The 22,611-nt window shown below is 71.6% G+C and carries 19 protein-coding genes; 6 read left to right on the top strand and 13 right to left on the bottom strand.

Features of this window, described 5'->3' with window-relative positions:
• Positions 1 to 70: 70 nt before the first annotated feature.
• Positions 71 to 823 carry an SDR family oxidoreductase gene (locus ACFY8U_RS29795; RefSeq protein WP_389575360.1) on the top strand — a complete coding sequence of 251 codons (753 nt, stop codon included), beginning with the start codon at positions 71 to 73 and terminating at the stop codon, positions 821 to 823.
• Positions 824 to 957: 134 nt separating this feature from the next.
• On the opposite strand, the gene ACFY8U_RS29790 is transcribed toward ACFY8U_RS29795, so the two are convergent.
• Entirely contained in the window at positions 958 to 2,082 is a 1,125-nt protein-coding gene (locus tag ACFY8U_RS29790; RefSeq protein WP_389575359.1) for an ROK family transcriptional regulator, read from the bottom strand.
• A 106-nt stretch (positions 2,083 to 2,188) separates the two neighbouring features.
• Here ACFY8U_RS29790 and ACFY8U_RS29785 point away from each other — a divergent pair, with 106 nt between their 5' ends.
• The 3 genes from ACFY8U_RS29785 (at position 2,189) to ACFY8U_RS29775 (ending at position 5,698) form a co-directional block, all read left to right on the top strand.
• Complete coding sequence (locus ACFY8U_RS29785; protein WP_389575358.1) at positions 2,189 to 3,412, top strand: MFS transporter; 1,224 nt, start codon at positions 2,189 to 2,191, stop codon at positions 3,410 to 3,412.
• Positions 3,413 to 3,524: 112 nt separating this feature from the next.
• Positions 3,525 to 4,925, top strand: coding sequence for a uracil-xanthine permease family protein (locus ACFY8U_RS29780; RefSeq protein WP_389575357.1), 1,401 nt, complete (start codon positions 3,525 to 3,527; stop codon positions 4,923 to 4,925).
• Between the two features lie 74 nt (positions 4,926 to 4,999).
• Positions 5,000 to 5,698 carry a DUF5995 family protein gene (locus ACFY8U_RS29775; protein ID WP_361604639.1) on the top strand — a complete coding sequence of 233 codons (699 nt, stop codon included), beginning with the start codon at positions 5,000 to 5,002 and terminating at the stop codon, positions 5,696 to 5,698.
• Positions 5,699 to 5,757: 59 nt separating this feature from the next.
• On the opposite strand, the gene ACFY8U_RS29770 is transcribed toward ACFY8U_RS29775, so the two are convergent.
• From ACFY8U_RS29770 to ACFY8U_RS29755, 4 genes are all read right to left on the bottom strand, one after another.
• Positions 5,758 to 7,455, bottom strand: a complete 1,698-nt coding sequence (locus ACFY8U_RS29770; protein WP_389575356.1) for a flavin monoamine oxidase family protein — start codon at positions 7,453 to 7,455, stop codon at positions 5,758 to 5,760.
• Positions 7,456 to 7,511: 56 nt separating this feature from the next.
• Complete coding sequence (locus ACFY8U_RS29765; protein WP_361445100.1) at positions 7,512 to 8,318, bottom strand: carbon-nitrogen hydrolase family protein; 807 nt, start codon at positions 8,316 to 8,318, stop codon at positions 7,512 to 7,514.
• Between the two features lie 960 nt (positions 8,319 to 9,278).
• Positions 9,279 to 10,898, bottom strand: coding sequence for a cation acetate symporter (locus ACFY8U_RS29760; protein WP_389575355.1), 1,620 nt, complete (start codon positions 10,896 to 10,898; stop codon positions 9,279 to 9,281).
• Positions 10,895 to 11,527 carry a DUF485 domain-containing protein gene (locus ACFY8U_RS29755; RefSeq protein ID WP_389575354.1) on the bottom strand — a complete coding sequence of 211 codons (633 nt, stop codon included), beginning with the start codon at positions 11,525 to 11,527 and terminating at the stop codon, positions 10,895 to 10,897. The genes ACFY8U_RS29760 and ACFY8U_RS29755 overlap by 4 nt, the downstream gene beginning before the upstream one ends.
• Positions 11,528 to 12,124: 597 nt before the next feature.
• Here ACFY8U_RS29755 and ACFY8U_RS29750 point away from each other — a divergent pair.
• Complete coding sequence (locus tag ACFY8U_RS29750; protein ID WP_389575353.1) at positions 12,125 to 12,760, top strand: hypothetical protein; 636 nt, start codon at positions 12,125 to 12,127, stop codon at positions 12,758 to 12,760.
• A 419-nt stretch (positions 12,761 to 13,179) separates the two neighbouring features.
• On the opposite strand, the gene ACFY8U_RS29745 is transcribed toward ACFY8U_RS29750, so the two are convergent.
• Entirely contained in the window at positions 13,180 to 13,635 is a 456-nt protein-coding gene (locus ACFY8U_RS29745; protein ID WP_015032260.1) for an Lrp/AsnC family transcriptional regulator, read from the bottom strand.
• Between the two features lie 10 nt (positions 13,636 to 13,645).
• Positions 13,646 to 15,130 (bottom strand): amino acid permease, encoded by a 1,485-nt coding sequence (locus tag ACFY8U_RS29740; RefSeq protein WP_389575352.1) that lies wholly within the window; start codon positions 15,128 to 15,130, stop codon positions 13,646 to 13,648.
• Positions 15,131 to 15,485: 355 nt separating this feature from the next.
• Between ACFY8U_RS29740 and ACFY8U_RS29735 the strand changes: the two genes are divergently transcribed.
• Positions 15,486 to 16,490: a GDSL-type esterase/lipase family protein gene (locus ACFY8U_RS29735; protein ID WP_389575351.1), complete on the top strand. Its 1,005-nt coding sequence runs from the start codon at positions 15,486 to 15,488 to the stop codon at positions 16,488 to 16,490.
• Positions 16,491 to 16,552: 62 nt separating this feature from the next.
• Here the strand turns inward: ACFY8U_RS29735 and ACFY8U_RS29730 are convergent, their stop codons facing one another.
• The 6 genes from ACFY8U_RS29730 to ACFY8U_RS29705 all read right to left on the bottom strand — a co-directional run bounded on the left by ACFY8U_RS29730 (position 16,553) and on the right by ACFY8U_RS29705 (position 22,538).
• Positions 16,553 to 17,995 (bottom strand): GuaB1 family IMP dehydrogenase-related protein, encoded by a 1,443-nt coding sequence (locus ACFY8U_RS29730; protein ID WP_389575350.1) that lies wholly within the window; start codon positions 17,993 to 17,995, stop codon positions 16,553 to 16,555.
• A 105-nt stretch (positions 17,996 to 18,100) separates the two neighbouring features.
• Positions 18,101 to 18,421, bottom strand: a complete 321-nt coding sequence (locus ACFY8U_RS29725; protein ID WP_361604668.1) for a barstar family protein — start codon at positions 18,419 to 18,421, stop codon at positions 18,101 to 18,103.
• Positions 18,408 to 18,809: a ribonuclease domain-containing protein gene (locus tag ACFY8U_RS29720; protein ID WP_389575349.1), complete on the bottom strand. Its 402-nt coding sequence runs from the start codon at positions 18,807 to 18,809 to the stop codon at positions 18,408 to 18,410. Before ACFY8U_RS29720 ends, ACFY8U_RS29725 begins: the two co-directional genes overlap by 14 nt.
• A 280-nt stretch (positions 18,810 to 19,089) precedes the next feature.
• Positions 19,090 to 20,139 carry a sugar-binding domain-containing protein gene (locus tag ACFY8U_RS29715; protein WP_361445127.1) on the bottom strand — a complete coding sequence of 350 codons (1,050 nt, stop codon included), beginning with the start codon at positions 20,137 to 20,139 and terminating at the stop codon, positions 19,090 to 19,092.
• Between the two features lie 142 nt (positions 20,140 to 20,281).
• Complete coding sequence (gene rpe, locus ACFY8U_RS29710) at positions 20,282 to 20,965, bottom strand: ribulose-phosphate 3-epimerase (RefSeq protein ID WP_361445130.1); 684 nt, start codon at positions 20,963 to 20,965, stop codon at positions 20,282 to 20,284.
• A gap of 151 nt (positions 20,966 to 21,116) precedes the next feature.
• Positions 21,117 to 22,538 carry a transcription antitermination factor NusB gene (locus tag ACFY8U_RS29705; RefSeq protein WP_361445133.1) on the bottom strand — a complete coding sequence of 474 codons (1,422 nt, stop codon included), beginning with the start codon at positions 22,536 to 22,538 and terminating at the stop codon, positions 21,117 to 21,119.
• Positions 22,539 to 22,611: the final 73 nt, after the last annotated feature.

The raw sequence follows: 22,611 nt of genomic DNA, 5'->3' as shown, positions 1-22,611 counted from the left end.
CCGCCGGGTCTCCCCTCCTTCGCCGCGGTCCGCATGTGCGGGCCGCGGCGAAGGCGTTCACGCTGGACACATGACCACCATCCTGGTGACCGGGGGCACGGGCACGCTCGGCCGCCCGGTCTGCGAACGGCTGCGCGCGGCGGGCCACGAGGTGCGCGTCCTGAGCCGCCACTCCCCGCCGTTCGCGGTCGATCTGCGCAAGGGCGGGCCGCTCCTCGACCGGGCGGTGCGGAACGTGGACGCGATCGTCCACTGCACGAACATCATGAAGGGCGACGAGCAGGCCGCCCGTGTGCTGATCGAGGCCGCCCGGCGGGCCGGGGTCCCGCATCTGCTGTACATCTCGATCGTCGGCGTGGACCGGGTGCCGCTCGGCTACTACCGCAGGAAGTACGCCGTGGAACGGCTGATCCAGCAGTCGGGCATCGACTGGACCCTGCTGCGGACCACGCAGTTCCACGACCTGATCCTGACGCTCCTGGAGGGGCTGTCGAAGCCGCCGGTGATGTGCGTCCCGAAGGCCGTCCGGGACCAGCCCCTGGAGGTCACCGAGGCCGCCGTGCGTCTCGCGGAGCTGGCGGCGGGCGACCCGGCCGGCCGGGTGGCGGACATGGGCGGCCCTCGGATCCATACGTTCGCCGAGCTGGCGGACGCGTATCTGCGGGCGAGCGGGAAGCGCCGCCGTGTCGTGCAGGTCCCGCTCCCGGGCAAGGCCTACCGGGGTCTGCGCCACGGCGGTCACCTCGCCCCCGAGCAGGCGGTGGGCCGGGTGACGTTCGAGGAGTTCCTGACCGGCCGGTTCGCAGCCGAGCCGGGCGCATAGGGCTAGCCGGCGCCGAGGCGGTCAGGGGAGCGCGGAGGGCAGGCGGGCGCCGAAGCGGTCAGGGGAGCGCGTGACGCCGGCCGGCGCCGAAGGGTCAGGGGAGCGCACAGGGCTGGCCGGCGCCGGCCCGGCGGTTACGGGAAGAGCACGTCCTGGGCCGCGTAGCGGGCGGCCAGGAGCGCGCCGCGCAGGACCGCCGTGTCGCCGAGGGTGGTGGCGCGGACCTCCGTACGGAGCGGGGAGAGCGCGGCGAGTTCGGCCTCGACGCGGGCCGCGAGTTCCGGGCCGCCCCGGTGGCCGGTCTCGCCGCCGAGGACCACGCAGCCCGGATCGAGGACGGAGGCAACGGCCGCCGCGCCGACCGCGAGGCGCCGGGCCAGGACGTCGAGGAAGGGGCCGTGTCCGGAGCCGAGCGCACTCACCGGGTCCAGGCCGTGCTCCACGGCGAGGGCCTCCACCGCGGCCGCGCAGGCCAGCTCGTGGAAGCCGCCGTCGCAGCCGGTCGCCGAGGGCAGACCGGAGGTGCCCGGCACCGGCAGGAAGCCGAGCTCGCCCGCCCCGCCCGAGGCCCCTCGGCGCAGCCGCCCGTCCAGGACGACGGCCGCGCCGACGCCCTGGCCCAGCCAGAGCAGGACGAACGTCTCGTGGTCGCGAGCCGCGCCGACCCGCTGCTCCGCGACGGCCGCGAGGTTGGTCTCGTTCTCGACGAGCACGGTCGCGGGCAGCCGCTCCTGGAGCGCGGCCATCAGCCGCCGGTGCCACTCCGGCAGGCCCGTCGAGTTCCGCAGCTCCCCGGTGGCCGGGTCGATCAGCCCGGGGGCGCCGACGACGACGCTGTGGAGCGTCTCCACGCCGGCCTCCTTGGCCGTCCGCTCCAGGAGCGCGACGGCCTTCTCGACGGCGGGTCCGGTGCCGTCCTCCCCGCCGATCGGGGCCGAGGCCTCGGCGAGCGTGGTGCCCAGCAGGTCGGCGACGGTGAGCGAGACGGACGTGGTGCGGACGTCGAGCGCCGCGAGATGGGCGCGGTCGGCGGCGATCCCGTAGAGCTTGGCGTTGGGCCCGCGGCGCTCCGCGCCGGACTCCCCCACGATGCGGACGAGCCCGGAGCCCTGGAGCCGTTCGACGAGGTCGGCGACGGTGGGGCGGGAGAGTCCGGTCAGCGTCTTCAGCTGAGTCGCCGTCAAGGGCCCCTCGTCCTGGAGCAGTCGCAGGGCGAGCCGGTCGTTGAGGGCCCGGGCGGTACTCGGGGATGCGGCCATGCCCGGATCCTCTCAGACGTGTGCGGGACGGTCCCTGCTCTCCTACCCTATTTATCAGGCAGGGTTCCTGATAGTTTACCGCCCACCACACCGAGGGAGGGCACACATGGCGGGCGAGACCGTCTTCAGTACCGAGCGACTGCGGCGGGCCCGGTTCGCCGTCGCCGCCGTCTTCTGCGTCCATGGCGCGGTCACCGGCAGCTTCGCGACCCGCATCCCGTGGATCCAGGACCACGCGGACGTCAGCGCGGGCCAGCTCGGACTCGCCCTGGCCTTCCCGGCCATCGGCGCCTCGCTGGCCATGCCGCTGGCCGGGGCGATCAGCTACCGCTACGGCGCCCGCACCGCGCTGCGCGGACTGCTCGCCCTGTGGACGCTGGCCCTGATCCTCCCGTCCCTCGCCCCGAACATCTACGGGCTCTGCGCAGCGCTCTTCGTCTACGGCGCCACCGCCGGCATGTCCGACGTGGCTATGAACGCCCTCGGCGTCGAGGTCGAGACCCGCATGGACAAGTCGATCATGTCCAGCCTGCACGGCATGTGGAGCGTGGGCGCGCTGATCGGCTCCGCCGCCGGTACCGTCGCCGCGCATTTCGGCACGGACGCACGCCTCCACCACCTCGTCGCGGCCCTCGTCCTGACCGCGCTCGGTCTCTTCTTCTGCCAGGGCGTGCTCGATCTGCAGAGCGCCCCCGAGGACGAGGCGCCGCCGCGCTTCTCGCTGCCTCCGAAGTCCGCCCTGGTCATCGGCGCCATCGGCTTCTGCGGGGTGTTCGCCGAGGGCGCGAGCCTGGACTGGTCGGCGGTCTACCTGAAGGACGAACTCGGCTCCTCGGCCGGTGTCGCGGCCGCCTCCACCACCGCCTTCGCACTGACGATGGCGATCGCCCGGCTGGTCGGCGACCGGGTGGTGGACCGGTTCGGCGCGGTGCGGACGGTACGGGTCGGTGGCGTCGCCGCGACGGTCGGCGGCGTGCTCGTGGTCCTCGCCCCGCACGCCGTCGTGGCGATGACCGGTTTCGGACTCATCGGCCTCGGGGTCGCCGTCGTCGTCCCGCTGGCCTTCGCGGCGGCCGGGCGCAGCGGCCCGAACCCCAGCCAGGCCATCGCGGGCGTCGCCACCATCACGTACACCTCGGGGCTCATCGCCCCCTCGGCGATCGGCGGCATCGCCGACGCGACCTCGCTCATGTTCTCCTTCGGCCTGGTCACGCTGCTGACCTTCGGTCTGGTGCTGGGCGCCGGTGTGCTCCGCCAGGGCGACCGCCCCACGAGCAGCGCCGCGGCCACGGGCAAGAGCGCCACGGCGAGCTCGGGCCAGGTCTCGTAGGCATCGCGTCGCGACCCCGGTGACCTGCGGCGCATTACCATATGGCTGATCTTTTCGGCTGATGTTTCGCGCGGCGGACCGGCCACCGTCATCGGAGAACTGGAGCGACCACATGAACCTCGGCGTGCGCTGGACCCTGCACGGCGACGGACGAACACCCGCTCCAGGAGCCGTCGTCCGGCCGGACGAGCGACTCTCCTGGCCCCGTACGGCCGGCCTCGGCGCCCAGCATGTGGTGGCGATGTTCGGCGCGTCCTTCGTGGCCCCCGTCCTCATGGGTCTCGACCCCAACCTCGCGATCATGATGTCCGGCGTCGCGACCGTGATCTTCCTGCTCGCGACGCGGGGCACGGTCCCCAGCTATCTGGGCTGCTCGCTCTCGTTCGTCGGTGTCGCCGCGGCGATCCGGGCCTCCGGCGGCACCAGCGCGACCGTCACCGGCGCCGTGTTCGTCGTCGGTGGCGTGCTGTTCCTGGCGGGTCTCGCCGTACGGAAGTTCGGCGCGCGGATCATCCACGCGGCGATGCCCCCGATCGTCACCGGCGCCGTCGTGATGCTGATCGGCTTCAACCTCGCCCCGGTCACCGCCGCCACCTACTGGCCGCAGGACCAGTGGACGGCGCTGCTCGTCATGCTGTTCACCGGCCTCGCCGTGGTCTGTCTGCGGGGCTTCTGGTCGCGCATCGCGATCTTCCTCGGCCTGATCTTCGGTTACGCCATCTCCTGGGTCTTCGACCTGGTCTTCGGCAAGATCCACTCCATGTCTCCCGGCGGTCAGGTCACCGACCACTGGCGGCTCGACCTGTCCGGTGTCTCCCAGGCCGACTGGATCGGTCTCCCGTCCTTCCACGGCCCCAGCTTCGAGTGGTCGGCCGTCCTAGTGGCGCTGCCCGTGGTGATCGCCCTGATCGCGGAGAACGCCGGGCACGTCAAGGCAGTCGGCGAGATGACCGGCGACCCGCTCGACGACAAGCTCGGCACCGCGATCGCGGCGGACGGCGCCGCCTCGATGCTGTCGACCGCCGTGGGCGGCCCGCCGAACACCACGTACTCTGAGAACATCGGCGTCATGGCGGCCACCCGCGTCTACTCCACCGCCGCCTACTGGGCCGCGGCCGGCTTCGCGCTGCTCTTCGGCCTCTGCCCGAAGTTCGGCGCGGTCGTCGCCGCGATCCCGGGCGGTGTACTCGGCGGCATCACGGTGATCCTCTACGGCATGATCGGCCTGCTCGGCGCCCAGATCTGGATCAACGCCAAGGTGGATCTCCGTAACCCGCTCAACCTGGTGCCGGCCGCGGCGGGCATCATCATCGGCGTCGGCGGTGTGAAGCTGACCTTCACCGACACCTTCGAGCTCGGCGGTATCGCGCTCGGCACGCTCGTCGTGATCACCGGCTACCACGTCCTGCGGGCGTTCGCCCCCGCGCACCTGAAGCAGCAGGAGCCCCTGCTCGACTCCGGCACCAGCTCGTACGAGAGCACGGAGGACCGCGAGTCGGCCGACAAGTCGTAGGCATATTCGCCCGTTCTGGGGAAGCCGGGCCGCGGGAGTTCCCTCCCGGGCCCGGCTGCTGGGACGCTGCCCCCATGGCGCAGACCACGCAGATCGGGCAGTTCACCGCGGTCGACCCGGTGGTGGAGCGGATGCGGAGAATTCGCTCGGCCTGGCATCCGGCCGACGGCGTCGCCGTCTTCAACCGGGTCTATCTGACCGTGACGGAGGAGATCGGCCGGGCCATCGACTCCGGCACCTTCGCCGACCGCCGGGCCGCCGCGACTCTCGACGTCCGCTTCGCCGAGCGCTACCTCGCGGTCGTCGACACCGTCGCCGCCGACGGCCCCGCCCCGGCCTGCTGGCGGCCGCTCTTCCACTACCGCCGCCATCCCGGCGTACGGCCGCTCCAGTTCGCGCTCGCCGGGATCAACGCGCACATCGGCCACGACCTGGCACTCGCCGTGGTCGACACCTGCCGGACCCTGGAGTGCGCGCCGCGCGACCTCGAGGACGAGTTCGACCGGGTCGGCGACATCCTCGTCCTCCTGGAGGAGCGGATCCGCGAGGAACTGATGCCGGGCCCGGACCTCCTGGAGGTCGCGGACCCGCTGACGCATCTGCTGGGCTGCTGGAGCCTGGACCGGGCCCGTGACGGGGCCTGGCTCTCCGCCCGCTCCCTCTGGGAACTGGGCGAACTGCCCGACCTGGCCGAGGAGTTCAGGGAACGCCTCGACCGGTCGGTGGGACTGGTGGGGCGGATGCTGCTCACCCCGCTGTCCGTGCGCGGCTGACGAGCGGTCCCGCTCGGTGAACTCGGTCCGCCCTCCGCGCGGCGGGCGCCTCGGTACGCTCAGTCCTCGGGGAGCTCCACCGGGGCGATCTCGTCGTACACGTCGCCCGGGCCCGGGTTGGTGGCGTCGGTCGAACCGCCGAAGTGGTGCATCACGCCCCACACCGCGTTGAGCGCGGTCTGCACGGCGCCCTCGGCCCAGCCGGCCGTCCAGGAGATGTCGTCGCCGGCGAGGAAGATGCCCCGCTTGTCCTCGGGCAGCCTGTCCTGCATGAAGTGGGTGAACAGGCGGCGCTGGTAGCGGTAGTGGCCCGGCAGGTTCGCCTTGAAGGCGCCCATGAAGTAGGGCTCGTTCTCCCAGGAGACCGTCACCGGGTTGCCGATGATGTGCTTCCGGATGTCGACCTTCGGGTAGATCTCGCCGAGCGACTTCAGCATGACCTCCATCCGCTCGTTCGCGGACAGCGGCAGCCACTTCAGGCTGTCGTCGCACCAGGTGTACGAGAGGCAGATCGTGGCGGGCTTGTCCGGGCCGTCGTCCAGGAGGTACGTACCGCGGGTCATCCGGTCGGTCAGCGTCATCGACATGACGTCCCGGCCGGTCTCCTCGTCCTTGTCCAGCCAGAACGGCCGGTCCACCGGCACGAAGAGCTTCGAGCTCTCCATGTAGTGGGTGCGCTCGATGGCGGTCCAGTGGTCGATCGGGAAGAGCGAGTCGTCGCAGGCGATCTTGGAGAGCAGCATCCAGGACTGGGCGGTGAAGATCGCCGCCTTGTACGTACGGATGTCGCCGGAGGCGTCCGTGACGGTGATCCGGTTGCCGGCTGTGCGGTTCAGGCGCGTGACGGCCGGCCTCGGGTCGCCCTCGTGCAGGGACATCAGCGAGGTGCCCTGCGCCCAGTGGACGATCTTCTCCGGCTCGCGCTCCCACAGGCGCAGCGGCAGCTGCTGCGAGCCGCCCACGATGCCGCGGTGGTGGTCGTCGGCCTCGGTGTAGACGACCCGGAGGATCTCCAGGATGGAGTTGGGGAAGTCGGTGTCCCAGCCGCCGGTGCCGAAGCCGACCTGGCCGAAGATCTCCCGGTGCCGGAAGGACTTGAACGACTCCGACTCGCACAGGAAGCCGTAGAAGGTCTGGTTGTCGAGCTTCTCGACGAGCTTCGACCAGATCTCGCGGATGCGCGGGACGTCCCGCTCACGCATGGCCTGGTTCATGTCGGAGAAGTCGGCGCCCTCCTCGAGACAGGCGTTCCACGCGTTCATCACGTCGCGGTAGACCTGCGGGAGGTCGTCGACGGTCTGCGCGTAGTGCGACTCGCCCTTGAGGTCGACGACGGTCGACGGGGTGGACTCGGCGAGCGGGTTGGGGAACGGCTGCGTCTCCAGGCCCACCAGGTCGATGTAGTGCTGGAAGGCGGTGGAGGAGGGCGGGAAGCGCATGGCGCCCATCTCCGCCGTCAGCCCCTCGTTCCCGGTGCCCTCGAAGCCGACGGTGCGCAGCCGGCCGCCGATCTGGTCGGCCTCGTAGACGACGGGCTTGAGGCCCATCTTCATCAGCTCGTAGGCCGCGATGACGCCCGAGAGACCGCCACCGATGACGGCGACCTCGGTGCCGTGCTCGGTCGCGGGTATCTGGCCGAGCCCGGCCGGGTGAGCCAGGAAGTCGTCGTAGGCGTACGGGAAGTCCGGACCGAACATGGTGATCGGCGGCTGGCCGTCGCTGTGCGGGACGGCGGTCGTGGGCACCGTGGACGTCATGGGGTACGGACTCCTTGCACGGAAAAGATCGGGGGCGGTTCGAGGGGAAGGGCGGCTCAGACGAGGGAGCCGTAGAGGCCGGGACGCCGGTCGCGGAGGTAGGGGTTGTCCTTGCGGGAGGCGGCGAGGAGGGCGGGGTCCACGTCGCCGAGGACGAGGTCCTCGCCACGGCCCGCGCGGGCCCGGGCGGTGCCGTCGGGGGCGGCGAGCGTGGAGAGGCCGACGAACTCGAAGTCGCCCTCCGGGCCGGTCCGGTTGGCGTACGCGATGTAGATCTGGTTCTCGAACGCGCGCACGGGGACGACGGACTCGGGCACCACCTCGGCGGGATGCATCAGCGCGGTCGGTACGAGGAGGAGGTCCGTACCGGCCAGGGCCTGCGCCCGCACGTTCTCGGGGAACTCGACGTCATAGCAGATCATCATCGACACGGTGAGGCCGCCGAGCTCCGCCTGGACGACGGCGTCCTCACCGGGCGTGAACCAGTGGTGCTCGAAGTCGCCGAACAGGTGGGTCTTGCGGTAGCGCAGGAGGGTGGCGCCGTCGGCGCCGATGAGCTGCGCGGCGTTGTACAGGACGCCGTGCTGCTCGGTGTCCCGCTCCGGGTAGCCGTAGCCGACGGCGAGGCCGTGGCGCGCGGCGACGGCCGCGACAGCACGGGCGGAGGGGCCGTCGGCCGGCTCGGCCAGGCGCGCCATGTCGGCGCCGATCGCGTAGCCGGTCAGGAAGAGCTCGGGGGCGAGCAGCAGCCCGGCTCCGGCCTCGGCCGCGCGGGCGGCGGCCTCGTCGAGGATCTTCAGATTGGCGGCCACATCACCGGGCTGTCCGGAGCTCTGGAGCAGGGCGGTGCGCAGCGCGGGCATCGGCGATCCTCGGGGGTCGGAAGGGGGAGGGAAAGACCTCAGAAACGGTACGGTTTCGCGCTCGATCGGGACAAGACGCGACCGTTGCGGACCGACCGTCGAACCATTGCGCGATCGGACGGTGCGGCGGCGATTCGTTGTGCGCCGCTCCGACCACGGTCGCAGGGCTCCCCCGCCGCGCGGCGGAGGGAGAACCGTCCCGCGGCCCGACGCCGTGCGCGGGGCCTCGCGGAAGAGTGGTGGTCGTCCGGTTGACCTGCCGAAAGGACCGACATTCCATGAACCGCCGTACGAAGATCGCCGCTCTCGCAGCCGCCCTGACGATCAGCGCGGGAGCCGCGGGCTCCGCGGTCGCCTCCGGGGACGGGAGGGGCGGCAGCCGGGAGGCCGCCGGGCTGATCGGGAGCGCGAAGATCTACCGGGTGGCGAGCGACGACATCACGTTCTCCTTCGACGCCCATCTCGCGGCGAAGGACAACATGAACCCGCAGGCGGCGACCGGCACCTTCCGGTTCAGCCACTACAAGAACGGCAAGGGCGGCTACGCCGTGGTGACGGTGGACTGCCTCGTCACGGGCGGGAAGGTGGCCACGGTGACGGGCAAGGTCACCGAGACCGACGTGAAGGAGTTCGCCGAGCGGCGCGTCGGGGTCTCCGTCCACGACCTGGGCAAGCACGACCGGCTGGGCTACAGCTGGCTGACCCAGGACCCGGAGCAGGGCGACGTGCCCCCGTGCCACAGCCCGGCGCCGTTCGAGAGGACGAAGGCCGGCACGGGTGACTTCAAGGTGCTGCCCTGGCAGCCGGAGTACCCGACGGAAAGCCCGAAGGGCGGGGCGGGAACCACGGCCCGCACCGTCCTTCGTCCCGCTGCCCGCAAGGGCTGCACACCTCGGGACAGCCGAAAGGGCGCCCGGCCTGGAACGTCAGGCCGGGCGCCCTTTCGTCGGGGCGTGCGCGTCAGGACGCGGGGGCGCTGTTCGCCGCGGGTGTGCCGGCCAGGATCGTCTCCTCCACCGCTTCGTACCGCATGCGCTGGCCGGCCGGGTCACGTTCGTGGAGCACCGTGCCGAGCCAGCCCGCGAGGAAGCCCAGCGGGGCCGAGAGGATGCCCGACGTGGTGAACGGGAACCAGTTGAAGTCCTGGTCCGGGAAGATCGCCTGGGGCGATCCGGACACCAGGTTGCTGCCGGTCATGAGGATGAACGCGGAGGCGCTGCCCACGATGAGGGTGCAGAGCAGTCCCGTACGGGAGTAGCGGCGCCAGAAGAGGCTGTAGATGAGGGCCGGTGCGACCGCGGACGCGCCGATGCAGAACGACAGGGTGAGCAGTGCCTGGAGGTTCAGATGCCGTGCACCGGCGGCGATCGCGATCGCCCCGAGCCCGACGACCGCCGCGGCGCTCCGGGCGATGGCCATCTCCGCGGAGGGCTTCAGCTGCGCCTTGCGGCGCAGCCCGTGCGTGATGAGGTCGTGCGCCAGGGTGTTGGCGCAGGCGAGGGTGATCCCGGCGACCGAGGCCAGCAGGGTGAGGAAGATGGCTGTCGCCACGGCCGTGAACAGGAGTGTCTCGACGGTCGTCTGGTCCGTGCCCATGACGGCCTGGCTGACCATGAGGAACGCTGTCTTGCCCTGCGGGTCGCCGGCGACGATCCCCTGGTGGCCGACGATCGCCGCCGCGCCGAAGCCGATGACGGCGATCAGCAGACAGGTCACGACGACGGTCGACACGGCCCAGGACATCGAGCGCCGCACGGCTGCCGCGCTGCGCGCGCTGAACATGCGCATGGTGATCTGCGGCAGCACCGCGGCGCCGAGCACGACCGTCAACTGCGTGCTGATCATGTCGAGTTCGTTGCCGCCGAACTGCAGACCGGAGGCGAGATAGGCGTCTCCCGCCCCGCTGCCGCGCTTGGCGGCGTCCAGCAGCGAGGGCAGGCTGAAGTCGAAGCGGTTGAGGATGAGCGCGGCGATCGCGAGGGACGCCCCGAGCAGCGCGACGGTCTTGACGATCTGGATGAAGGCGGTGCCCTTCATGCCGCCGATCGCCGCGTACGCGATCATCAGCAGCCCCAGGAACACGATCGCCCCGGTCTTGAAGCCGTCGGCGTCGAAGCCGAGGACGACGGAGAGGAGATCGCCGGCGCCCGCGAGCTGGAAGATCACCAGCGGCAGCAGTGCGGTCAGGGTGACCGCGGCCGTGGTGATCCGTACGGCCGGGCCGGGGAGACGCCGGGTGAAGACGTCGCCGATCGTGAACCGGCCGGCGTTGCGCAGCGGTTCGGCGAGCAGGAACATCATCAGGACCAGCGAGAGCACGGTGCTCAGGGCGAGCGTGACGCCGTCGTAGCCGACGAGCGCGATGATGCCGATGGTGCCGAGCACGGTGCCGGCGGAGATGTAGTCGCCGGCGATCGCGAGGCCGCTCTGCATGGGGGAGAGCGAGCGGTAGCCGGTGTAGAAGTCGCCCAGGTCGTCACGGTCGGGGCCGGTCATCACGCACAGCAGCAGCGTGACCGTGATGACGGCGATGAACGCCATCAGCGACATGGTCTGGGCCTCGGAGCTGAAGCTGGTCATGCGCGCGCACCTCCGCCGGGCTGCTGCCACACGGGACGTCCGGAGCGGCTCTGGCGTTCCGGCCGGGGCGCGGCCGCCGCGGCCGCCTGCTCGGCGCGTTCGCGGATCGCCGCGGCGAGCGGGTCGACGCGGTTGCGTGCGATCCGCTCGTACAGCGCGATCGCGGCCAGCGCCACGGGCAGCTGGAGGAGTCCCAGGACCAGACCGGTGGTGAGACCACCGCTGATGCTGCTGGTCATCATCGAGGGGGCGTAGCCGGACAGGAAAAGGAAGATGACGAAGTAGCCGAGCGCGGTGAAGGTGGCGACGCGGCGGAGCTTGCGGTAGGCCGATCCGAGCCGGTGCAGATCATCACGATCGTGGGTGGCGGCGGGCGGCTGCGGCTGCGGCTGCGGCTGCGGCTGCGGCTGCGGCTGCGGGGACGCTTCCCAGGGCTGCTGTGGGGAGTCCCAGCCCTGCGGCGAGGAGTCCCACGCTCGCGGGGACGAGTCCCGGGCTGCCTGTGGATCGGTGTCCCAGGACGGCGATCCACCCTCCCAGGACTGCGACGCCGCCTCTTGGCGGTGCCGCCCGGCATTCCGGTGCTGCGGTACGGGCGGTGGGCCGGGGAAAGGCTGGTGGTACGACATCGGTCTCGCTCCTTGCCGCCCCGGGGAACGGGCGGGTGGCGCTGGTGGTCCGCGTACGTTACTCATGGGTATAGCCCTTGCGTAAGGGGTTTCCGACCGCTTGGTATGTCGGTTCGGTGACGATCCTGTGCGCGTGGCGACGAAACCCGCGGTAACCCCGTCGTGGATCTTTCCGCAGGTCACGGGTGAGTCTCGGCCCCCTTGGGGCCGCGCAGGCCTCTCGGCACGACCGGTCCGGCGAATGCGCCGGGCGGGCCGACGCCGTGGCCGGGTGGACGCCCTCGGCTGCCCCGGCCCGGATCGGCCTGGCCTGCTGCCGATGACAGGAACGCCTCCGCCAGGCCTCCGCTCGCCTGCAGCCCGACCGGCACCCCACGGCCTGATCGTGCCGGGCCTGACGCTCGCGTCGGTCGGCCTTACGCCCCTGACCGACGTCGAGGCCGGTGGGAGGTTGGCACTCGGAGCAACTGATCTGGTGAACTGGCCAGAGGTAGCCCTGCCTCTGCCCTCCCAGCGTTCACCTCGCAGGCGGATGTGTGCGCAGGCTGGGCCGGAACTGCGATGACCTGTGGTGACGGACCGTGGCACAGTCTCCGCATGTCCAACGACATCGCCTACCCCGTCTTCCGTACCCCCGACCCCATACTCGCCCTGAGCACCGCGCGCCGCCTCATGGAGTTCGGCCGATGCGAGTACACCAACGTCTCCCTCTACGCGGAGTTCCGCTCGGTCGACGAGGCGCGGCGGGCGGCGAAGGAACTGCCGGAGGGGTGGTTCCGGGGACAGGAACTGGACGGGGAGTTCGACCGGAGGGTGCCGTTCGAGGACCTTCCCGCATGGCTCGTAGGCATCCAGGGGTCAGGCCTCCCGGCCGACCCGGCCGCGTACGAAGGTCGGCTGCCGGTGGATTACGAGTTGCTCGACGAGGCGGTCGGCAGCGTCGAGGACGCCTTCATGGCGGGGATCGGTCCGAGCGTCGGCGAGATCAACTGGCAGGACCTGTACTGGCCGGACGCTCCCGAGGTGGGTTTTCTGGGCGAGTCGAAGCACGCAGAGGTGACGCTCCTCTTCAACACCCGCACCCGCGCGTACGGCGAGCCCGCCGGCGACCACACCGTCCTCGTCCACGTGCGGAGCGTCGTCATCGACGGCCGCCAGCGGAGGGAGCCGTACGCGCACTGGCTCGCCAGGCAGGTGGGACTCGCGGTCATCGGGCCGGGACAGCGGTGTTGAAGCCTGGTGGCCACCCCGAAGACCGCGGCGGCAGCCGCGTGTCCCTCGTACGCCCGCAGCGTCATGAGGCAACGTGATCTCCGAGAGCTTCTCGCTAGAGCGGGCAACTGAAGCACTCGGTCATAGGGGCATGGGGTGGCTCGGCAAGAGCCGTGGGAAGTCGACGACGATCTGTGGGCAGTGGTCGGGCTGCGCACGGGGCCGACCGCGTGACAGCGGCGCCGTTCCGACCAGCACGCCGGTCGTTGCGAGAAATGCGGCAACCGGCGAGGCTCTACAACCGGCTGCGGGCGTGGGCCGGCGACGGCACCTGGGAGCCGATGCTCACCAGGCCGGGCGAGGTCCTGGCGCGGCCACCGGCTGCGGCGCAGCCGGGGCGGCAGGCCACTCCGGTCTGCGCGGTGATCCAGCCAAACGGCCTAGGCGGGCGAGCCGGAGGAGAAGCGCCGCAGCAGCGGCGAGAGCACCAGGACCGACTTGGTGCGCTCCACGAACGGCTCGCCCGCGATCCGTTCCAGGACGCGCTCGAAGTGGCGCATGTCGGAGGCGAAGACCTGGACGACGGCGTCCGCGTCGCCGGTGACGGTCGACGCGGACACCACCTCGGGGTAGCGCTCCAGACCTCGCCGGATGTCGTCCGGCGACGTGTTGTGGCGACAGTAGATCTCGACGAACCCCTCGGTCTCCCAGCCGAGCGCCGCCGGGTCCACCCGTACGGTGAATCCGGTGATGGCGCCCTCGGCCCGCAGCCGGTCCACGCGCCGCTTGACGGCGGGCGCGGACAGGCCGACGAGGGAGCCGATGTCGGCGTACGAGCGGCGGGCGTCCTCCGCGAGGGCGTGGACGATGCGTTCGTCGAGGTCGTTGAGTCGCACTACGGGTGGATCACTTCTCTGCGTCGGTGACCACCAGGGGTTCGGTGGCCAGGCGGGAGCGGCGCATGCCGTACAGGAAGTAGAACACGAGGCCCGCGGCCATCCATGCACCGAAGTACGCCCAGGTGATCAGGTCGAGGCTGTACATGCTGTACCCGCAGCAGATGAACCCGAGCACGGGGAAGAGCGGGCCGAAGGGCACCTTGAAGGAGCGGTCCATCTCGGGGCGACGGTAACGGAGCACCACGACCGCGATGTTGACCAGGGCGAACGCGAAGAGGGTGCCGATGCTGGTGGCGTTCACCAGCTCACCGAGCGGCACGGCCGCGGCGAGGATGCCGCAGAAGAGCGAGACGATCACCGTGTTGACGCGCGGGGTCCCGGTCTTCGGGTTCACCTTGCCGAAGACCTTGGGCACCAGGCGGTCGCGGGACATCGCGAAGAGGATGCGGGTCTGGCCGTAGAGCACGGTGAGGACGACGCTGGCGATGGAGATGACCGCGCCCGCGGCGAGCAGGGTGCCCCAGAAGCTCTGCCCGGTGACATCGTTCATGATCGCGGCGAGCGACGCATCGGTGTCCGCGAACTTCGTCCAGTCCCAGGCGCCCACGGCGACCGCGGCCACCAGCACGTACAGGGCGGTGACGATGATCAGGGAGAGCATGATCGCCCGCGGCAGGTCACGCTTGGGGTTCTTCGCCTCTTCGCCGGCGGTGGAGGCGGCGTCGAAGCCGATGTACGAGAAGAAGAGGATGGCGCCGGCGGCACCGATGCTCTCGACGCCCAGCGGCATGAAGTCCGCGTAGTTGCCGGACTTGAAGCCGATGAAGCCGACCGCGCAGAACAGGGCCAGCGAGGCGATCTTGACGAACACCATGATCGTGTTGGCGCGGGCGGACTCCTTGGCGCCGCCGAGCAGGAACACCATGGCCAGCATCACGACGATCAGTGCGGGCAGGTTGAATATGCCACCGTCGCCGGGGGGTGCGGTGAGCGCCGCGGGCAGGGTCACGCCGATGGTGCCGTCGAGCAGCTCGTTGAGGTAGTCACCCCAGCCGACGGCCACGGCGGCGACGGAGACGCCGTACTCCAGGAGCAGGCACCAGCCGCAGATCCAGGCGACGACTTCACCCATCGTTGCGTACGCATACGAGTAGGAAGAGCCGGCGACGGGGATTGTTCCGGCCAGTTCCGCGTACGAGAGGGCCGAGAACAGCGCCGTGAGGCCCGCGAAGACGAAGGCGATGGTGACGGCGGGACCCGCCAGCGGAACGGCTTCGCCGAGAACGACGAAGATGCCGGTGCCGAGCGTGGCACCGATGCTGATCATGGTCAGCTGCCACATCGAGAGTGTGCGGCGAAGACTTCCGCCCTCACCCTGTCCACCCTCTGCGACCAGCTGTTCTACCGGCTTACGCCGGGTGAGGGCGGAGAGCACCGAGCTCTTGGGGACGGTCGGCTCGGTGGCCGGTGAGGCCGTGCCTTGATCCAGCACTGCGAAGGCTCCTTGATCGCTGCCTGTCGAAATGCGACGACCACGGCGGTACGCGGGCATGACGAAAGGGCCCGCGAGGGAAGGGGGAACCGCCGAGCAGGCGGTCGCCGCCACTCCTGGTACGAGGCATGAGCCTAAGCCCCCATGCTTCGCGCTCGTAATGCAGGGTTGTTGCGCACCCGCAGATGATCATTGCGCACTTGGAGCCCAGGCGAGGAAACATTGCGCCCCCTCGCATGAATCGGCACATTGGGGCGATAAGCGGGGTGTGAAGCACACACCACGTGCGCATTGACTCCTTGTGCCGGATGACCGACTCTGCGAGCCCGCTGCGTCACCTCGATCGGAGGCTTCGGTGGGTTGGCTGGACCCCACTCCCTATCTGCGCGGCACGGCCTGGCTCGACGGCGGCCGTGCGGTCCGCGCCGACCCCGCCGACCTGGCCCGGCTCCCCTGGGACACGGCCGAGCGCGCCGCGCTGCCCATCGGCGTACGGGTCGAGTTCGCCGCCGAGCCCGGAACCCGGGCGGTCGAGCTGCGCTACCGCGCCGCCGTGCCGGGCACGGGGGACGCGATGCGGGCCCTGCGGCACTGCTTCGCGCTGTGGCGGGACGACCGGTGCGTGGGCGAGAGCTTCACGGCGCCGGCCGAGGAGGCCACCGTCGCGCTCGAACTCCCGCCCGACGGCGGGACGTTCGCGGTCCATCTGCCGGAGAGCCAGGCGCCGGTGGTGCTCGGCCTCCGGGCGTGCGACGGCTCCCTCTCCCCCGCCCCGCGGCGGCCGCGCTGGCTCGTGCACGGCGACTCGATCACCGAGGGCTGGTGGTCCACACGGCCCGCCCACTCCTGGCCCGCGACGGCGGGGCGGATGCTCGGCCTGGACACGGTCAACCTCGGCTTCGCGGGCGGGGCGCGCGGGGAACTCCCCCTCGCCGAGCAGCTCGCGAGCCTCCCCGGTGAGCTCGTCACCCTGGCCTTCGGCACCAACTGCTGGTCCAAGGCGCCCTGTTCGGCGGGATGGCTGTACGAGACGGTACGGGCCTACGTGGGCCTGGTGCGCCGGCGCCACCCGGACATCCCGCTGCTGATCCTCTCCCCCGTGGTGCGCCCGGAGGCCGAGACCGCCCCCAACGCCCTGGGGGCCACGCTGGTGGACCTGCGGACGGCCATGGAGGCCGCGGGGCACGACCTGGCGGCGGAGGGCGACAGAGGGCTGATCGTGCTCTCGGGCCGCCCCCTGCTCGACCCCGAGGACCTGGCGGACGGCCTGCACCCCAACGACCGCGGCCACGCCCGGATGGCGGCGGCTGTCGCGGACGCGCTGAGGCCGCATGTGCGGGGGCTGCGTACGCCCGCGTGACCTGGGCGCGGAAACGACGAAGGCCCCCGCGAGTCGCCTCGCGGGGGCCTTCGTACGACGGACTAGTTCCAGCTGGCGTGCAGCGGCTTGCCCTCGGCGTAACCGGCGGCACTCTGGATGCCGACCACGGCCTTTTCCTCGAACTCGGCCAGCGAGGCCGCGCCCGCGTAGGTGCAGGAGGAGCGGACGCCCGCGATGATCGAGTCGATCAGGTCCTCGACGCCCGGGCGGGCCGGGTCGAGGAACATCCGGGAGGTCGAGATGCCCTCCTCGAAGAGGCCCTTGCGGGCACGGTCGTAGGCCGACTCCTCGCTCGTGCGGTTCTGCACGGCGCGGGCCGAGGCCATGCCGAAGGACTCCTTGTACGGACGCCCGTCGGCGGTGTGCTGGAGGTCGCCGGGGGACTCGTACGTCCCGGCGAACCACGAGCCGATCATGACGTTGGACGCACCGGCGGCGAGCGCCATGGCGACGTCACGCGGGTGCCGGACGCCACCGTCGGCCCAGACGTGCTTGCCGTACTTCTTCGCCTCGGCGGCGCACTCCAGGACGGCGGAGAACTGCGGGCGGCCGACACCGGTCATCATGCGCGTGGTGCACATGGCGCCGGGGCCCACGCCGACCTTGATGATGTCCGCGCCGGCCTCGATGAGGTCACGCACGCCCTCGGCGGCGACGATGTTGCCGGCGACGATCGGGACCTGCGGGTCGAGGGCGCGCACGGCCTTGATCGCGGCGACCATCGACTCCTGGTGGCCGTGGGCCGTGTCGATGACGAGCGTGTCGACGCCCGCGTCGAGGAGCTGCTTGGCCTTGCCCACGAAGTCGCCGTTGATGCCGACGGCGGCGGCGATGCGCAGCTTGCCGTTCGCGTCGACGGCCGGGGTGTACAGGGTCGCGCGGAGCGCGCCCTTGCGGGTCAGGATGCCGACCAGACGGCCGTCCTTGTCCACGGCCGGGGCGTAGCGGCGGTTGGCGTGGTCGAGCGTGTTGAACGCGTCGCGCGGCTCGATGTCGGCGTCGAGGAGCAGCAGGTCCTTCGACATGACCTCGGAGAGCTGGGTGAAGCGGTCCACGCCGGACAGGTCCGCGTCGGTGACGACGCCGACCGGACGGCGGTCCTCGTCGACGACGACACCGGCGTCGTGCGACCGCTTGGGCAGCAGCGAGAGCGCGTCGGCGACGGTCTGGTGGGGCGCGAGGACGATGGGGGTGTCCAGGACGTGGTGGCGGCTCTTCACCCACGAGATGACGTCGGTGACGACCTCGATCGGAATGTCCTGGGGGATGACGACGAGGCCACCGCGGCGGGCGACGGTCTCGGCCATGCGGCGGCCGGCGATCGCGGTCATGTTGGCGACGACCAGAGGGATCGTCGTGCCGGTACCGTCCGGCGAGGCGAGGTCCACGGCCTGGCGGGAACCCACGGCCGAGCGGCTCGGCACCATGAAGACATCGTCGTACGTCAGGTCGTAGGGCGGCTTGACGTCATTGAGGAAACGCACGTGCTGACATCCCAGTCGTTCGGATCGGCCCCTAGGCATTTCAGCCAGGGGAAAAAGCACGTAGTTCATTGTCCCACGCCCGTACACATACCAGTCCCGGGCATTTCATCCGAGGCTTGCGACACCCCTCTTGTCGATTCCTCCAAGAGCGAGGAGAACGGTGAGGCCGGTGGGGCTGGTGTCGGCCGCTGTGGCGAAGACGTCCTGGGCGGTCTCCCAGTCGCTCGGCCGGGCCTCGGCGTACGACCTCCAGCCGGTGACGACCAGGGCCACCGGCTCGGGGAGGTCCGTCAGGCAGTCGGCGAGGGCGTCCCAGTTCCGTCCGAACCAGGCGGGGAGCCCGAGGGTGCCGGCGCAGCGGTCCATGAACCCCGCCTTGTCCACGATCCCGTTCAGGTCGAGGACGAGCGCGTCATCGAGCGTCATCGAGCACCACTTCCCGGAAGGTCTCGTAGTGGTCGTCGGTGTAGTAGACCTCGCCGCCCTGCCCGGTGACGAGGCGCCGTGGGCCTCGGTCGCGTTCGCCGGGGGTTCGGACGGTGTACTCGCGGTAGTAGCCGCGCTTGTGCTCCGGCAGGATCCGCTCGAAGTTGGAGAAGGTCGCGCCGTCCTTCTCGTACGGGAAGGGCCCGCCGCGCTCGATGAGCTCCAGGGTGGCCCGCGCCTCGGCCGGCAGGTCGCCGGCCTGAACGGTCACGAGTCCGGAGGATCCGGTGGGGGCGGGGGCGCCGTCGACGGCGGCGGTGGAGCAGCCGGCGAGTGCCGTGACGCACAGCACGAGCGCGAGCAGCGCGCGGAGGGTCCGGGGCAACATGTGCCGACGATACCGGCGCGAGGGCCGACGGCCCGGGTCCCGCGCGGGCCCGGAGCCCGGTGCGGCCAACCCGTCCGGGCGGCCCGGGCCGGGCGGTGCGAGCTGCCCGGTGCGAGGCTGCCCGCGTCAGGTGGCCAAGACCCTCGGCCTCCCGGAGAGCGCGGTCGACGGTGAGGCCCCGGCCCGAAGGCCGCCCGCGCGATGGCCGCCCCGTCAGAGGCGGCCCGCTCCGCGGGTCACCCGGTCCGAGGCCGCCCCGCGCGGTCCTCGTCCCGCGGCGTCAGACGCCGTCCGGGTCCTTCCGCTCCAGCGCCGGGCGCGGGCCCGGGACGGACTCGGTGAGGAGGTAGTCGGCCGCGGCGCGGTCGGTCACGAGGCTGGTGACGAGCCCGGAGCGGAGCACCGCGCCGATCGCCGCCGCCTTGCGCTGGCCGCCCGCGATCGCCACGACCTCGGGGATCCGGCGCAGCCGGTCCGCCTCGACCGTGATGCAGCGCTCTCCCAGGTCACGGCCCACCCGGCGCCCCTCGGCGTCGAAGAGGTGCGCGGACATCTCGGCGGCGACGCCGAGGGAGGCGTAGTGGGCGCGCTCCTCGTCCGTGAGCATGTCGTGCACGGTCGAGATGCCCGGCTCCCAGGAACCGATGGACACACAGGCGACGGTGACCTTGTCGAAGTACTCGAAGGCGCGCGCGATGCCCGTCTGGTTGCGCAGCGCGGCCGCCGTGGCCGGGTCGGGCAGCAGCATCGGCGCGTAGATGGGGTGCGCCTCGCCGCCCGAGACCTGGGCCGCACGCCGTACCGCCTCGACCGAGCCGCGCTCGGCGGTCCCGGCGTCGTACACGCCGGTGAGCTGGACGACCGTGCACGGGGGCAGCCGGTCGAGGGCGGCAGCCATGTGGATGGTCGAGCGGCCCCAGGCAAGGCCCAGGACGTCACCCTCGTTGACCAGCTCGCCGAGCAGGTCGGCCGCGACCTCGCCGAGGTTCTCCGGGTCGGGCGACTCGTCCTCGCCCTCCGCCGGGGACTCGACGACGACGGCGTGGCGGAGCCCGTACCGGGCGCGGAGCGCGTCCGAGCGCTCCGCGTCCAGCTCGGCCGGGACGCGGATCTCGATCCGTACGAGGTCGCGTTCGAGCGCGGTCTCCAGGACCCGGGCCACCTTGAAGCGGCTCACGCCGAACTCCTCGGCGATCTGGATCTTGGACTTGCCCTCGAGGTAGAAACGGCGCGCCATGGCCGCCGCCTGCACCAGCTCCGCGGGTCCCATCCGCAGGGCTGACCGTCCCGCCGAGATTCCCGCCACCGCGATCTCCTTAGCTCTGTTCACGTACCGCTGCCCACGTGCCGCGTCGTGCTGCTGTCGTCCTGCTGTCGTTCACACTCTGGACTCGCCGTTCATCCTGTCAGATCCGGCGGGTCACGATCGGTCCTGTCGGCGCTCCGACGGACCGCGTTCATCTGCCGGAGGCTCAGTGGCCACACGCCCACGCCGCCGTCGCGGTCGCGGACTCGGCCTGTGCGCGGAGGGAACGGACGGCCTCGGCCGGGTCCTGGGCGCCGTAGACCGCCGACCCGGCGACGAAGACGTCGGCGCCGGCCTCGGCGCACCGCTCGATGGTGGATTCGGCCACCCCGCCGTCGACCTGCAGCCACAGCTCCAGTCCGTGCTTGGAGATGAGCTCACGGGTGCGACGGATCTTGGGCAGCATGATGTCGAGGAAGGCCTGCCCGCCGAAGCCCGGCTCGACGGTCATGATCAGCAGCATGTCCAGCTCGGGGAGCAGGTCCTCGTACGGCTCGATGGGGGTGGCGGGCTTCAGGGCCATCGAGGCACGCGCCCCCTTGGCCCGGATCTCGCGCGCCAGCCGCACGGGGGCGGCCGCCGCCTCGACGTGGAAGGTGACGGACCCGGCGCCGGCCTCGACGTACTGCGGGGCCCAGCGGTCCGGGTCCTCGATCATGAGGTGGCAGTCCAGCGGGGTGTCCGTGGCCCGGGCGAGCGACTCGACGATCGGCACGCCGAGCGTCAGGTTGGGCACGAAGTGGTTGTCCATGACATCGACATGCAGCCAGTCGGCACCGGCGACGGCCTTCGCCTCATCGGCGAGGCGGGCGAAGTCTGCGGACAGGATGCTGGGGTTGATCTGCGCCATGTGCCAAGCCTGCCATGTTCTTGGGCACTTCTTTGCCGCGGAGCGGTTTCGGACCGGGATCCGCGCGGGTTCGGTACGGATTCGGACCGGATTCGGACCCGATTCCGGGTTCGCCCCCTGTCCATATGCCGGACGGACGCGGATCCGCCCGTCAGGCCGTACGGCGAAGCAGCGCCAGATACATCGCGTCCGTGCCGTGGAGGTGCGGCCACAGCTGGACGTCCGGCCCCTCACCGAGCGCGGGGACGCCGGGCATCAGCGGGCGTACGTCGATCCACTCCGCCTCGACCGCCGGGCCGCCGCGGCCCTTGAGGACGTCCTCGACGACGACACGGGTCTCGGCCAGGTGCGGCGAGCAGGTCGCGTACCCGACGACTCCCCCGACGCGGACCGCCGAGAGCGCCTCGCGCAGCAGCCCGCGCTGGAGCGGGGCGAAGCCGTCCAGGTCCTGCGGGCGGCGGCGCCAGCGGGCCTCGGGGCGGCGGCGCAGGGCGCCGAGGCCCGAGCAGGGCACGTCCATGAGGACGCGGTCGAAGGAGCCGGGGCGCCACGGCGGGCGGGTGCCGTCGGCGGCGATGACCTGGTACGGGCCGGGGTTGCCGGCCAGCGCCCGTTCGACGAGTCGGGCGCGGTGCGGCTGCTTCTCGGAGGCGAGCAGGGCGGCGCCGCGCTCGGCGGCCAGCGCGCCCAGGAGGGCCGCCTTGCCGCCGGGGCCCGCGCAGCCGTCGAGCCAGCGCTCGTCGCGGCCCTCCAGGGGCGCGTTGGCGAGCGCGATGGCGACGAGCTGGCTGCCCTCGTCCTGGACGCCCGCGCGCCCGTCCTTGACGGCCTCGATGGCCCCGGGCTCGCCGCCCTCGGCCAGCCGCACCGCGTAGGGCGACCAGCGGCCGGGCAGGGTGTCCTCGCCGGTGAGCTCCTCGGTGGTGGCGCGGCCGGGGCGGGCCACCAGCGTGACCTCGGGGCGCTCGTTGTCGGCCTCGAGCAGGTCCTCGATCCCGGCCCGGCCGCCGCCGAGAGCGTCCCAGAGCGCGGAGACGACCCAGCGGGGGTGCGAGTGGACGACCGCGAGGTGGTCCTCGGCGTCGTCCTCGTAGGGCGGCGCGACCTGTTCCACCCAGGTGTCGAGGTCGTGCTGCGAGATCTTCCGCAGAACGGCGTTCACGAACTTGGCCCGCCCGTCCCCGAGCACCACGCGCGCGAGCTCCACGCTGGCGGAGACGGCGGCGTGCGTCGGGATGCGCGTACCGAGCAGCTGGTGGGCACCGAGCGACAGCACGTCCAGGACCGGCGGGTCGACCTCGCGGAGCGGCCGGTCGATGCAGGCGGACACGATGGCGTCGTACGTCCCCTGGCGCCGCAGCGTGCCGTAGACCAGCTCGGTCGCGAGCGCGGCGTCACGTCCGTCGAAGTCGCCCTTCTCCCGGGCCTTCTTCAGCAGCGGCGGCAACACGAGGTTCGCGTACGCGTCCCGCTCGTCGACCGCCCTGAGCGCCTCGAAGGCGAGGATCCGCACGGGATCCTTCTGGGGGCGCCGGTACGGCTTGGGGGGACGGCGACGTGCCTGCTCGCTCAAAGGTGCTCCGCGTGAGAAAAGACGAGGTCGAACCCTCTCAGCCTACGTCCGCCGCCCCCGCACCCCGAAAATG

The sequence above is a fragment of the Streptomyces sp. NPDC012508 genome (assembly GCF_042902595.1).
Taxonomy (GTDB): domain Bacteria; phylum Actinomycetota; class Actinomycetes; order Streptomycetales; family Streptomycetaceae; genus Streptomyces.
This window is presented reverse-complemented; position numbering and strand designations above follow the sequence as displayed.